This window comes from Spirillospora sp. CA-142024, from assembly GCF_050942325.1.
Lineage (GTDB): Bacteria > Actinomycetota > Actinomycetes > Streptosporangiales > Streptosporangiaceae > Spirillospora.
This window is the reverse complement of the sequence record NZ_CP192077.1, coordinates 9,109,971-9,122,051: the sequence shown is the minus strand read 5'-3', so window position 1 is coordinate 9,122,051 and position 12,081 is coordinate 9,109,971. Positions and strand designations below refer to the sequence as shown.

Here is a 12,081-nt window from a genome sequence, read left to right as displayed (position 1 = left end):
GCCCGCAACGTCAGCCTACGAGACGGGCGGCGTGGTCCACCTCAACGAGCTGGCCCAGGGGCCCTGGGCCAGACCCCCGTGACCCGGCCAGTGACTCACCCTGGTTTCCTTCGCGCCTCCGCTGGCGAGGGTGGTCGGTATCGGCCTCGACGCCGAGATCGGAGGGGAGATCACGCTCATGAGCAGGAAAATCCTGGAACCCGCCGCGCAGGAGTTCGCCGACGCGGCGGCCAAACCGCCTTTCCTTTACGAACTGGGCACGGAAGGCGCCCGCAAGGTCCTGGACGACATCCAGGCCGCTGCCGTCGACATGCCCGACGTGGACGAGAAGTGGATCACCGTATCGGCCGGTGCCGGCGACGTACGGGTGCGGATCGTCAAGCCCGCCGGGACATCCGGCGTCCTGCCCGTCGTGCTGTACGTCCACGGGGGCGGATGGGTGCTCGGCGACGCCGGAACGCATGACCGGCTCGTCCGCGAGCTCGCCGTCGGCGCGCGGGCCGCGGTCGCGTTCGTCGAGTACGACCGCTCGCCCGAGGCCCGCTACCCGGTCGCGATCGAGCAGGCGTACGCCACCGCGCAGTGGATCATCCGGAACGGGCCCGCGGAAGGGCTCGACGCGTCCCGCATGGCGATCGCCGGCGACTCGGTCGGCGGCAACATGGCCGCCGCCCTGACGATCCTCGCCAAACGGCGCGGCGACGTGTCGTTCGTGCACCAGTCGCTGTACTACCCGGTCACCGACGCCGCCCAGGACACCGCCAGCTACCGCGAGTTCGCCGACGGCCCGCACCTGACGGCCAAGGCCATGGCGTGGTTCTGGGACGCCTACACCACCGACCCGGAACAGCGCGCGGAGGCCACCGCGTCGCCGCTGCGCGCCACCCTGGACGACCTGGCCGGCCTGCCGCCCGCCCTCGTCATCGTCGACGAGAACGACGTGCTGCGCGACGAGGGCGAGGCCTACGCCCGGCGGCTCACCGAGGCCGGCGTCCCGACCACGAGCGTCCGCTACAACGGCACCCTGCACGACTTCATGATGCTCAACCCGGTCCGCGGCACCGACGCCGCGAGGGCCGCCACCGCCCAGGCCGTCCAGGTCCTGACCGACGTCCTGAACACCCGTCCGGCCGGCTGACGGCCGAGCTCTCAGCAACCCGCAAGCCGGGTACGGCCTGAGAAGAATCCCGCCGGAGCCGTCACAGGCGGGAGGGCCACCCGGTCCTTTCCGGTGGCGGCAACGCATTCCCTGACGAAAGAGAGGCACCCACATGAAGATCGTCGTCATCGGCGGCACCGGCCTGATCGGGTCGAAGGTCGTCGCGAACCTCGCCGAGCACGGCCACGAGGCGGTCGCCGCGGCACCGAACACCGGGGTCAACACCCTCACGGGCGAAGGACTCGCGGAGGTCCTGACCGGCGCCTCGGTCGTGGTCGACGTGTCGAACTCCCCGTCGTTCGAGGACGCCGCCGTCCTGGAGTTCTTCGAGACCTCGACCGGCAACCTGCTGGCCGCGGAGGAGAAGGCGGGCGTCGGCCACCACGTCGCCCTGTCGATCGTGGGGGTCGAGCGGCCGCCGGAGCGCGGCTACTTCCGCGCGAAGATCGCCCAGGAGGCCCTGATCGAGAAGTCGCCGATCCCGTACTCGATCGTCCACGCGACGCAGTTCTTCGAGTTCACCAGGGCCATCGCCGACGAGGCCACCGCCGACGGCAAGGTCCGGATGGCGCCGGTGTTCTACCAGCCCATGGCCAGCGACGACGTGGCCGAGCAGGTCGCCAAGGCCGCGGCCGGATCGCCGCTCAACGGCCGGATCGAGACCGCCGGGCCCGAGCGGTTCCGGATGGACGAGTTCTTCCGCGACGCACTGGCGTTCTGGGACGACCCGCGCGAAGTCGTCACGGACCCGGCGGCGCACTACTTCGGGGCCGGGCTGGAGGAGCAGAGCCTGGTCCCCCTCGGCGACGCCGTCCTCGGGAAGATCCACTACAGCACCTGGCCCGGCCGGATCCCGCCCGCGAAGTAGCGGCCGCGGCCCGCTGGTGGTCGTCGCCCGGAGCCCGCTCGTTTCGCGGGCTCCGGACGGCGACCACCGGACCGACCGCGTCCTGGCCGCTGACCAGAGCACGCGGTTCACCTGGCCGTTCTCCGCCATCGGAGAGATCTCGACCCGGCTGATCCACGCGGTCGGCCGAACCACGCAGGGAGAGAAGATGAACAAGCCCCCCGATGACGACTTCGAGATCGAGATGGAGATCGAGGTCGAGGCGGAGATCACCATGGTCGAGTCGAGCCGGGCGGAGGAGGCCACGGACCGGCCGGTGTCCGAATGGCTCTTCGACCCGGTGGACGCCGAACGCGACGAGGTCGGCCTCCGCAACCTCCTCGGCGCTGTCGAGGCACTGGAAGAGGATCGCGGTCCTGGCGGCGCTGACGAGAAGAACCTTTGATGAATCGTCCAACGCGGCAAGGAGCCGTCGTCAACCGTTCCGCACGGATCACCACGCTCGACAGCCTTCGCGAACATTTGCAGTGGGCGATCGAGCTGGAACACGCGACGTTGCCGCCGTACCTCTGCGCGCTCTATTCGCTGGACCCGGAACGCAACCCCGACGCCGTGGAGGTGGTGGGTGGTGTGTTCATTGAGGAGATGCTGCATCTGGCGCTGGCGGCGAACCTGCTGAACGCGGTGGGTGGACGTCCGGTGCTGGACGCCCCGCATCTGCTGCCGCCGCACCCGCGGCCCCTGCCGCACGGCGACCGCTCGCTGGAGCTCTCGCTGCTCCCGTTCGGGGCGGCGGCGATCGAGATGTTCCTGCGGCTGGAGCGGCCGTCGCCCCCCGGCGCCCCGGCCGAGGGCGACGACTACGCGACGATCGGGCAGTTCTACGCCGCCATCGAAGACGGACTGCGCCACCTGTGCGCCTCGCTCGGCGAGGAGGAAGTGTTCAGCGGCGACCCGGCCCGCCAGCTGCACGCGGGGCATTTCCAGCACAGCGGCGGCCGCCTGGTCGCGGTCGACGACCTGGACACAGCCCTGGCCGCGCTGGAGGAGATCGTCGAACAGGGCGAGGGCACAGGCCGTGGCGAGGTGTGGGACGGGGACCAGGACGTCCACCACCCCGACCGCGAAGAGGTCGCGCACTACTACCGGTTCGAGGAGCTCAGGTCGGGACGGCGGTACAGACCCGGCGACACGGGCCGGTCCGGGCCCACCGGCGAGACGATCGGCGTGGACTTCGACGGCGTCCAGCCGATGCGGCACAACCCGCGCCTGGACGATCATGCGCCCGGCAGCGAGATCCGCATGGCCCAGGAGGAGTTCAACCACACCTACTGCGCCGTGCTGCACCTGCTGGAGCAGGCGTTCAACGGCAGCCCCCGGCTTCTGTCCGTCGCGACCGGCACCATGTACGCGCTCAAAGCCCAAGCGCAGGCGCTGATGGGGATGCCTGACGGGGACGGTCAGACCGCCGGGCCGACCTTCGAGTACGTGCCACCCGAGTTGCGCCGGTGGAGCATCGGCGACCAGCAGCGGATCGTCGTCCTGGCCGATGGGCCGTACGTGGTGTACGGGCGGGTACCGCTGCGCCGCAAACACAAGATCGTCTCCGGCGAGGGCCATGCGCTGACCTGGCAGACCGGCGACGCCGTGGAGACCGAGGACACCTACGCGCTGTGCCGCTGCGGCCACTCGGGCTCGAAACCGTTCTGCGACGGGACGCACGCGGTGGTCGGGTTCGACGGAGCGGAGGCGGCTGATGTGCGGCCGTACGCGGAGTTGCAGCACGTCCACGACGGGGTTGGCATCTCCGCCCAGCGGGTCGGGGAGCTGTGCATCCACGCCGCATTCTGCATCGGGCGCACACGGCCGATCGCCGCGATGCTGGCCGACACTGACGACAGCGACGTCCGCTCCAACATCATGGGCCGTATCGACCACTGCCCCTCGGGCTCCTACAGCTACGCCCTGGGGCGCGGCGGGGAGACGATCGAGGCCGACCTGCCGCCGGCCATTTCGGTCCTGGAAGAGGAGAACGGCCTGGCCAGCGCGCTGTGGGTCACCGGCGGCGTCCCGGTCCTGCGCGCGGACGCCGAGCCGCTGGAGACCCGCAACCGGATGACGCTGTGCCGCTGCGGCCACTCGTCCGGCAAACCCCTCTGCGACGGCACCCACCGGAAGATCGACTTCCGCGAGTAGGGACTTCCGTGAGCCAGACCCTGCCACCGGGCCGGATCCGAATCCGGATGACCGCGCGCCCGATCGACGAGCCGCACCGGACCGCGAGCCCGCTGGAGCTGCTGTTCGACCTGACGTTCGTTGTCGCCGTCGCGGCGGTCACCGCCCAGCTCGCCCACGACATCGCCGACGGTCACGGCGTGGACGGGCTCGTCCCGTTCCTCCAGGTCTTCTTCGCGATCTGGTGGGCATGGATGAACTTCACCTGGTTCGCCTCGTCCTACGACACCGACGACGTCCTCTACCGGCTGCTGACCATGGTGCAGATGGCGGGCGTCCTCGTCCTCGCCGCCGGGGTCCCGGCCGCAGCCGACCACTCGGACTACCGCGCCGTCACGATCGGCTACGTGATCATGCGGACCGGCCTGGTCGGCCACTGGCTGCGGGCCTGCGCCGAGGACCCGGACCGCCGCCGCACCGCCCTGCGCTACGCCGTCGGCGTCTCCGCCCTCCAGGTGCTGTGGCTGCTCCGTCTCCTGTTCACCGAGACGGGTGCCTTGCCCTCGTCCGCCCAGGTCCCGGTCTTCGTGGCACTGGCCGCGCTGGAACTCGCGGTGCCCTTGTGGGCGGAACGAACCGCGCGGACCACCTGGCACCCGCACCACATCGCCGAACGCTACGGCCTCTTCACCCTCATCCTGCTCGGCGAAAGCGTCCTCGCCGCCACCAGAGGCGTGTCAGGAGCGCTCGAAGAATCCGAGATCAGCAGCCCCTTCATCATCATCGCCGTATCGGGCCTGGTCATACTCTTCGCCCTCTGGTGGCTCTACTTCCTGGTACCCGCCGGCCAAGGACTGAGCGACCGCCGCCACCTCTCCTACCTGTGGGGATACGGCCACTACGGCATCTTCGCGGGGTTGGCCGCTCTAGGCGCCGGCCTAGAGGTAGCGGTCGAACAGACGGGACACCACGTAGAGGCATCCCCAACAGCGATCTGCTACGCCGTAGCGATACCGGTCGGCCTGGTCCTAACGCTCCTCTGGCTTGTCCACGCGCCCATAGTCACCGAACGCCACATCCCATCCGTGGCCCTGGTGCTGTCCGTCACGGTCATCCTGCTCACGCCATTGCTTGCACCCAGACTCGAAGTTGCCGCCGTACTGGCGGCAATAGCCACAACGTGCGTCCTGTTGACCGTCGTCACGATCACCACCAGACAACGACGCCCCAGCCGCCCGGACGCCCCGCTGGCCTGACGCGTCCGCCCCTAGGACCACTCGAACGCCGGTCACAGGCATCGCGCCTGCCGCCCCGACCGACGGTCTGCGGTTACCTCCAAGTCGGCTGCCACGCCGGGCCGACTCCCTGACCAGGCGCTCAGCCTTCCAATCCGATCTCAACACCACCGACAGGGACGCACATCTGGCTCGTAAGGACCCGAACGGAGGTCCCCCGGAGCCGACCGCCACCGAGTGCTGCACGGACGCGATGTGGCACTCGGCCAATGGAGCGTCGTCGGCCAGATCAGCGCTGGTGCCCAGGGGGCAATCGCCGTTCCAGCCCGTCAAGGAGGGCTTGAAGGCCGGACTCGAAGGTCCTGTCAGGAGCGGCGGCGTAGTCGGCCGCCGCCGAGGAGTCGAGACGGGCACGCAAGCGCGGGTAGCGCATCGCGATCTCCCTGGCGTCGGCCATGGCGTCCTGGAACCGCTTCTCAGCGCCGTCATCCTTGTCGAGTCGGCGGGTGAGCGAAGCGGTCGCAGCGGCACCGGCCGCGTTCCCGAGGACGTAGGTGAAGACGGCGCCCGCCGCCTGATCGGCCTGTTCACCGCTGAAACCCGCCGCCTCGTAGACGGCGAGGCTGTGGTCGTCGTGACGAGCCTTCCCTTCGCCGTACAGGACGTAGGCGGCGAAGGCCTGCACCAGCCAGGTGTGCCTGGCGAACATCTCGTGCAGATCGGAGGCCATGGTCGTGGCCGCGGCGCGCCAGCCCACCCGCTCCAGGTCGGGGAGCGCGAGCTCACTCCAAATCTGGTCTGCGGCGAGCAGAACCAGGTTGTCCTTGCTCTTCACGTGCCAGTACATCGCCGTGGCGGCCGAATCGAGCCGCTTCCCCAGGGCCCGCATGTTCAGCCCTTCAAGGCCCTCGTCGTCGAGGAGCGCGATGGCGGCGCGAACGATCTGGTCCTGGCTGAGGGTGTCCCGAGGCATGCCCCCGACCCTACGCAGTCACTTGCACAAAGTTCAAAACGACCTCTTGCACTTAGTTCAAGAGCCATCTAGTGTCATCCCCATCAGCACTTGAACTAAGTGCAAGTCGAAGGGAAGCCCTCCATGAACATCCTCGCTGCCGTCATGCAACTGCTGGTCGCCGTCGCTTTCGTGAGCATCCCGGTGGTCCGCCACCGCTACGGCCCGGCCGCAAAGGCCGCCGCAGAGGCCGAACTGCGCCGGCAGAACGTCCGCCCGCAGGTTCTGGAGGAGAACAAGCTCCGGTTCGACGCCGGCGGCCACGAAACCGCGGCCCCGGCGGCCGTCGCGGCGATCATGACCGCGACCGCCGCACTGAACATCGGCGGCGCCGACCTGGCCCAGCTGATGACCTGGATCTTCTCGTCCCTCGTCCTCGTGATGAACGCGGGGATCGTCTACAGCAACCTCACCGCGGTCAAGTCCGTGCAGGCCGCCTTCCGCCGCAAGGGCGACCCGGAGCTGGCCCGCGTCGAAGTCGCCCCCTTCCTCAAGGCCGCCGGAGACGCCTTCCCGCACTGGGTGCGACTCCAGACCTACCTCCGCAACACCACCGTCTTCGTCGGCTCCACCATCGCCCTGCTCGCCGTAACCCTGACCGGAAACTGACGGGGTCAGCCGGGCAGGCAGGGGACTGTCCACTTCAGAGCCCGATACAGGCACTCAACCCCGAGGAACGCTGATGTCGTGGAAGCCGGCACTGTCAGTGGGTGCGGCTAAGGTGCCCGCCATGATCTTGGTGACGGGCGGAAGCGGAACCGTAGGCTCGGCACTTGTAGAGACGCTGGGCGCCGCCGGGCATCCGGTCCGGGCCGCGTACCACGCGCAGCGCGACGTCGATCGTGCGGCCGCCGCCGGCCGGGACGCCGTCCGGATCGACCTGGGCGAGCCCGCGACGCTCCCGCCGGCGCTGCGAGACGTCGAGGCGGTGTTCCTGGTCGGCGCGATGGGCCGTGACCAGACCCGCCAAGAGCTCAACCTGATCGAGGCCGCGACCGCTGCGGGCATTCCCCGGGTCGTCAAGCTGTCGGTCTGGCGGGCCGACGAGGAACTGACGCCGATCGCCCGCCTCCACCGACCCGCGGAGTCGGCGCTCCAGGCCTCCGGCCTGGGCTACACGTTCCTGCGGCCGAACTTCTACATGCAGAATTTCACCCGGCAGTTCGCCGCTTCGATCAAGACGACCGGCCAGTTCGCCCAACCCCGCGCCGATGCCCCCATCAGCTTCCTTGATGTTCGCGATATCGCCCGAGTCGCCGCCCGCGTGCTCACCACCGACGGCCATGAGGGCCGCGCCTATACCCTCACGGGCCCTGAGGCACTCACCTACGACACCGCCGCCGAGGTGCTCTCACGCGTCCTGGACAGACCGGTCCACTTCGTCGGCCTTTCCGATGCCGACGCCCGGGCCGCCATGCTCGGACGTGGCCTACCCGAGTACTACGCCGACGCTCTGATCGAGGTGAGCCGCGCCTACCGGGATGGCGGCGCGGAGACCGTCACCACGACCGTCCGCGATCTAACCGACCGCGACCCGACGACCTTCGAACAATTCATCCGAGACCACCGCACCGCCTTCACCTGAACCGCAGCCCCGTACCGGCCACCCGCAGCCACATCCGACCGGAAACCGAACGCACCAACGCCTTGGGTTGGCCCGCGTCCAAGCCGCGTTCAGCCGATCGTCCCATTTCCCCCGAGGCTGGATTCACTCGGCGCCCCGAGGTCGCGCCAGGTCGAGGGCGTGCGTCCGCGGGCGCGTTTGAACGCCACGCTGAACGCGAAGGGATCCTGGTAGCCGACCTGGCGGGCCACCTCGGCGACGGTCTGCCGGGTGTCGCGGAGCAGGTCGGCGGCGAGGGTCATACGCCAGTCGGTGAGGTAGCCGAGCGGCGGACGGCCGACCAGGGCAGCGAAGCGCTGGGCGAAGGCGGCGCGGGACAGGCCGACCTCGGCGGCCAGCGAGGCGACCGTCCACCGCTGGGCGGGATCTCCATGCAGGAGGCGCAGCGCCGCACCGATCGCCGGGTCGGTCAGCGCCCGGTACCAGGCGGGCGGCGCCGCCTCCGGGCTGGTGCACCAGGCCCGCAACGCGATCACGAGGACCAGATCCAAAAGCCGGGCGAGCACCGCGTCCTGGCCTGGCTCGTCGCGGGCCGCCTCGGCGGAAAGCAGATCGAGGGCGGCCCGAGTACGCGGCCCCGAAGGCACGACCGCCAGCGGCGGAAGCAGGTCCAGCAGGCGGAAGGCCACGTCGCCGTGCAGCTCGTACACGCCACGGAGCATGACGATGGCCCCGGACAGGCCGTCGCCATACGTGCGGGGAGCCAGCATCGCGTGTGGGTCCGCCGATGCGCCTGAAGGGAGATACTTGCGTCCCTCGCGGATCACGAACCGGGGTGAGGTCGCCGGGTCGTCCGCAATCGTGTACCCGCCGGGGGCGGTGATGAGGGCGATGTCACCCGCGGCAAGGCGCACGGGAGCGGAATCCCCGAGCCAGACCCAGGCGTGGCCGCCCAGCGTGGCCGCGACCGTGAGCGATGGCGCATCGGCGTATGTCACCCCCCACGGTGGCCGCTGGATCAGCTGCCTGACCAGGGCGTTCTGCGCACGGGCTCGGTGCAGCAGATCCGTCAGCACGTCCACACCGTCACCTTAGACGATCACAAAGGCATCCCGGATGTTCACCCATGGATCGTCTAGCCACCTGCGCGGTTGGCTGGACGGCATGACGAAATCCATCGCAGTGTTCGGAACCGGCCCAGGCGTGGGTCAGGCCATCGCCCACCGATACGGAAAGGAAGGGTATGAAGTCGTCCTGATCGCCCGCCGTCAGGGCCCCCTGGACCTGCTCGCCCGGGATCTGTCCGCCAAGGGCATCACAGCCCATGTGATCAACGCCGACCTCGACCAGACCGACGACGTACCGGCGCTCGTCGAGCGGATCCGAGCATGCGTCGGGGACCCTACGGCCTTCTACTACGGCCCGGCGCCCACCGACCTGGCGTTCGTTCCCGCCGTCGATCTCACCCCGGAACTGCTTCAAGACCGCATGCCGATCACGATGTACACGCTCCTGGCCCTGGTCCGCGAGTTCCTCCCCGCCATGGTCGAGCGAGGCGACGGCGCAATCCTCAGCGCTCAGGGGGCAGCCGCCGTCCACGGCCGGCCGAACATGAGCGGCTGGCCCACGGTCCTGGCCGCACAGCGGAACTACCTCCAGTCGCTCGCGGCCGAGATCGCCGACAAGGGCGTCTACGTCGGCATGCTCTACATCGGCGCCCGCATCCTGGGCACCCCGTTCGAGGCGGACTACCAGCGGCGCCAGGCCCAGGGCGAACCCATGCCCGACATGCCCGCCGCAGACCCCGCCGAACTGGCCGACACCCTCTGGAACATGCACGCCGAGCGGAATAGCCACGAAACCCTAGTCCCCGCCGAGTTCCTTGATCGATCAGCTTTCTAACCGGCGAGCGGTGACGGACGGCCTCCAGCGCCGACATGACCTGCACTGGCCGTACGGTTCCACCGCATTCGACACCGCCGGCCGATGATCCTGGGGGGCCGGTGACGGGCATACCACCCGCACCGGACCAAGGGCTTGGGACGGGCACCATGCGACTCGCCTTCCCCAGTAAGACCCCGGTGCTCCTGATGGCGGTCCCGGGCAGCGGGGACGTGGAGCAACAAGGGGATCAGGTCAGGGCGCGGGATCAGACGGACGGGGGTGGCGGTAGGTCGATCCCTCGCGCGTAGGAGTCCCGAGCGGTTCGCCGCGCGCGGACAGGTCCTAGATCTCGGACGCCGCCACGCCAATCACCATCTGTTCTGATGCGTTTGCCGTATTCGAGTGACGTCCGGACCATAGGCACGACCGTCCCCGAGCCCGCTGCGGCGCCTTCCCCGGACACTGAGCCGTCTGTCCTCCCCGCTCAAGCTCGCCGATGCCGGACGCACAACGACGAGCCCTCGACCCGCATCGGGCCGAGGGCTCGTACAACGCGGGGACGTTCAGGTGAGGTCGTGCTCCCCGCGCTTCACAAGGTCTGCGAACACGCGCCAGTCGGCGTCGCCGAAAAGAAGGTGGGGGGCCTCGGGGGCCTTGGAGTCACGCACTCCGATGTTTCCTCCGAGGTGCGCAACCTCCACGCAGTCGCTCTGGCCGGACGTGCTTCCGCTGCGGCTGGACTTGCGCCAAACAGGAGTCAAAGAAGCCCCTCCATTACTCGCGTGATCAGCTCGATCGAGGCGTCGACCGGCAACGCCCGGTCGCTGATGCGGTCGAACCGCAGCCTGAACGAGCGGACCTCTGCCGCATCCATGACCAGTCTTCCACCCCCGCAGGCTTCGGTGTAGGCGATATCGGCGTTTCCGACCGTCATGATCTTGAATGAGCCATCTCGTCCCATGTGCGCACCTACGCTTCTCGGGACGACTCGAAACGTGATGTTCGGATGTTGTGCCCGTTCCAAGATCGCGGCGAGCTGAGCCCGCATGATCTCGGGGTCGCCCACAGGCTGGTCGATGGCTCCCTGATCAAGGAAAACGCGCATGATGGGGCAGGGGTCGCGGTTCAGCACATCCTGACGCTTCATCCGTAGCGCAAGGTGGGCTTCGATATCGAGCAGCCCGGCCGCCTCGAACATGGCCCGTGCATAGTCCTCCGTTTGGAACAGGCCAGGCATCCAGGACAGCTCCCAGATCCTCAACTCCGATGCGCGCAGCTCCATCTCGGCGTGGGCCTTGAACCACTCGGTGTCATGTCCAGCAATGGCAAATCCCGCCAGGAATGTGAACAAACTGCCGGTTTGCCACTCTCGGTCGAGAATCCTCGCGTGCTTGAGCTGGAGCTTCATCCCGCCGGATTCAAGGCGCGAAACACTCGATCTATCTAGATCAAGAAGTTCGCCCAACTTAGATCCGGACATTTTACGCTCCTCGCGATGTCTTCGCAGCTGAAGCGCTATGAGGTCCCATAGTGAACCAGCCGGATCGAGCGAGTCTCGGGCACTCATCACCAGTTCCCTGTTGTTGTATTTCCTGGACGAACGTAGCGAAGATAACTCGCACCTCCCATGCTTGTCCCGGGAAGTCGCAAGGACGTGGAGGTCGAGTATGAATGCGCAATACGATCTTGAGTGTCAACAACTTGATCGTCTTCGCAACGAATTCACGGGCCACCGGATCTGGCGGGCGGTTCGCTGGGACGGGCGGCTGGGCGATTGGGTGGCCAGCCTTCACGACCCGACCGCCGGGATCTATCCGACGGTGATCTGCTCGGACGCCGCCGCGCTTCGCGACGCCCTGCAGGCAGAGGCCGAACGCGCCGCCGCGCGAAAGGGACTCCGGTGATGCAACAACCGCACTTCAACGCGGCACGGCCACCGGAGGGGACCGCGACCCCCAGCGCGGTCCCCTGGGGGGAGGTGAGAGCGGCGCGTCCGGTGAGCGTCCCCCCGGGCGCACCGGCCGCGCCGCTCCACCGCCCGCTCCACCTCCTGAATCGGCAGCCGGCCAACACCATGCGGCCGCCCACCATTGCGAACATCGGAGAGCAATTCCCCGGCGTTCACTGCTGGTGGGGACTCCACACGTGCCGATGGTGGGCCTATGTACCGACGCCGCAAGGCGGTTGCCTGCTAGAGGCCGCCAC

The 12,081-nt window shown here is 68.6% G+C and carries 13 protein-coding genes; 9 read left to right on the top strand and 4 right to left on the bottom strand.

Annotation, left to right across the window (positions count from 1 at the left end):
- Positions 1-178: 178 nt before the first annotated feature.
- From ACQPZP_RS43250 to ACQPZP_RS43230, 5 genes are all read left to right on the top strand, one after another.
- Positions 179-1,138, top strand: coding sequence for an alpha/beta hydrolase (locus tag ACQPZP_RS43250; RefSeq protein ID WP_433475403.1), 960 nt, complete (start codon positions 179-181; stop codon positions 1,136-1,138).
- Positions 1,139-1,271: 133 nt separating this feature from the next.
- On the top strand, positions 1,272-2,027 hold the full coding sequence (locus ACQPZP_RS43245) for an SDR family oxidoreductase (RefSeq protein WP_433475402.1): 756 nt from the start codon (positions 1,272-1,274) through the stop codon (positions 2,025-2,027).
- Between the two features lie 16 nt (positions 2,028-2,043).
- Positions 2,044-2,451: a hypothetical protein gene (locus ACQPZP_RS43240; RefSeq protein ID WP_433475401.1), complete on the top strand. Its 408-nt coding sequence runs from the start codon at positions 2,044-2,046 to the stop codon at positions 2,449-2,451.
- Positions 2,451-4,202 carry a ferritin-like domain-containing protein gene (locus ACQPZP_RS43235; RefSeq protein WP_433475400.1) on the top strand — a complete coding sequence of 584 codons (1,752 nt, stop codon included), beginning with the start codon at positions 2,451-2,453 and terminating at the stop codon, positions 4,200-4,202. Before ACQPZP_RS43240 ends, ACQPZP_RS43235 begins: the two co-directional genes overlap by 1 nt.
- Positions 4,203-4,210: 8 nt before the next feature.
- A complete protein-coding gene (locus ACQPZP_RS43230; RefSeq protein WP_433475399.1) occupies positions 4,211-5,437 on the top strand; it encodes a low temperature requirement protein A in 1,227 nt (408 codons plus the stop codon).
- A 268-nt stretch (positions 5,438-5,705) separates the two neighbouring features.
- Here ACQPZP_RS43230 and ACQPZP_RS43225 read toward each other — a convergent pair whose 3' ends face one another.
- Positions 5,706-6,389, bottom strand: coding sequence for a TetR/AcrR family transcriptional regulator (locus tag ACQPZP_RS43225; protein ID WP_433475398.1), 684 nt, complete (start codon positions 6,387-6,389; stop codon positions 5,706-5,708).
- Positions 6,390-6,512: 123 nt separating this feature from the next.
- On the opposite strand from ACQPZP_RS43225, the gene ACQPZP_RS43220 reads away from it, so the two are divergent.
- Both ACQPZP_RS43220 and ACQPZP_RS43215 read left to right on the top strand, forming a co-directional pair.
- Positions 6,513-7,037, top strand: coding sequence for a hypothetical protein (locus ACQPZP_RS43220; protein WP_433475397.1), 525 nt, complete (start codon positions 6,513-6,515; stop codon positions 7,035-7,037).
- Between the two features lie 121 nt (positions 7,038-7,158).
- Entirely contained in the window at positions 7,159-8,013 is an 855-nt protein-coding gene (locus ACQPZP_RS43215) for an SDR family oxidoreductase (RefSeq protein WP_433475396.1), read from the top strand.
- Positions 8,014-8,102: 89 nt separating this feature from the next.
- Here the strand turns inward: ACQPZP_RS43215 and ACQPZP_RS43210 are convergent, their stop codons facing one another.
- Positions 8,103-9,074: an AraC family transcriptional regulator gene (locus ACQPZP_RS43210; protein WP_433475395.1), complete on the bottom strand. Its 972-nt coding sequence runs from the start codon at positions 9,072-9,074 to the stop codon at positions 8,103-8,105.
- Between the two features lie 82 nt (positions 9,075-9,156).
- Between ACQPZP_RS43210 and ACQPZP_RS43205 the strand changes: the two genes are divergently transcribed.
- Positions 9,157-9,894 carry an SDR family NAD(P)-dependent oxidoreductase gene (locus ACQPZP_RS43205; protein WP_433475394.1) on the top strand — a complete coding sequence of 246 codons (738 nt, stop codon included), beginning with the start codon at positions 9,157-9,159 and terminating at the stop codon, positions 9,892-9,894.
- A 545-nt stretch (positions 9,895-10,439) separates the two neighbouring features.
- Here ACQPZP_RS43205 and ACQPZP_RS43200 read toward each other — a convergent pair.
- Both ACQPZP_RS43200 and ACQPZP_RS43195 read right to left on the bottom strand, forming a co-directional pair.
- The gene (locus ACQPZP_RS43200; RefSeq protein WP_433475393.1) at positions 10,440-10,637 is read right to left on the bottom strand and encodes a DUF397 domain-containing protein; all 198 of its coding nucleotides are present in this window, start codon (positions 10,635-10,637) and stop codon (positions 10,440-10,442) included.
- Positions 10,634-11,284, bottom strand: a complete 651-nt coding sequence (locus ACQPZP_RS43195) for a DUF5753 domain-containing protein (protein WP_433475392.1) — start codon at positions 11,282-11,284, stop codon at positions 10,634-10,636. The genes ACQPZP_RS43200 and ACQPZP_RS43195 overlap by 4 nt, the downstream gene beginning before the upstream one ends.
- Before the next feature lie 259 nt (positions 11,285-11,543).
- On the opposite strand from ACQPZP_RS43195, the gene ACQPZP_RS43190 reads away from it, so the two are divergent.
- The gene (locus ACQPZP_RS43190; RefSeq protein WP_433475391.1) at positions 11,544-11,780 is read left to right on the top strand and encodes a hypothetical protein; all 237 of its coding nucleotides are present in this window, start codon (positions 11,544-11,546) and stop codon (positions 11,778-11,780) included.
- Positions 11,781-12,081 lie beyond the last annotated feature (301 nt).

What these genes read in the sequence shown, in the direction of transcription:
- ACQPZP_RS43250 (WP_433475403.1), top strand. Translation starts at nt 179, where the DNA reads ATGAGCAGGAAAATCCTGGAACCCGCCGCGCAGGAGTTCGCCGACGCG.
- ACQPZP_RS43245 (WP_433475402.1), top strand. Translation starts at nt 1,272, where the DNA reads ATGAAGATCGTCGTCATCGGCGGCACCGGCCTGATCGGGTCGAAGGTC.
- ACQPZP_RS43235 (WP_433475400.1), top strand. Translation starts at nt 2,451, where the DNA reads ATGAATCGTCCAACGCGGCAAGGAGCCGTCGTCAACCGTTCCGCACGG.
- ACQPZP_RS43225 (WP_433475398.1), bottom strand. Translation starts at nt 6,389, where the DNA reads ATGCCTCGGGACACCCTCAGCCAGGACCAGATCGTTCGCGCCGCCATC.
- ACQPZP_RS43220 (WP_433475397.1), top strand. Translation starts at nt 6,513, where the DNA reads ATGAACATCCTCGCTGCCGTCATGCAACTGCTGGTCGCCGTCGCTTTC.
- ACQPZP_RS43215 (WP_433475396.1), top strand. Translation starts at nt 7,159, where the DNA reads ATGATCTTGGTGACGGGCGGAAGCGGAACCGTAGGCTCGGCACTTGTA.
- ACQPZP_RS43205 (WP_433475394.1), top strand. Translation starts at nt 9,157, where the DNA reads ATGACGAAATCCATCGCAGTGTTCGGAACCGGCCCAGGCGTGGGTCAG.
- ACQPZP_RS43195 (WP_433475392.1), bottom strand. Translation starts at nt 11,284, where the DNA reads ATGAAGCTCCAGCTCAAGCACGCGAGGATTCTCGACCGAGAGTGGCAA.
- ACQPZP_RS43190 (WP_433475391.1), top strand. Translation starts at nt 11,544, where the DNA reads ATGAATGCGCAATACGATCTTGAGTGTCAACAACTTGATCGTCTTCGC.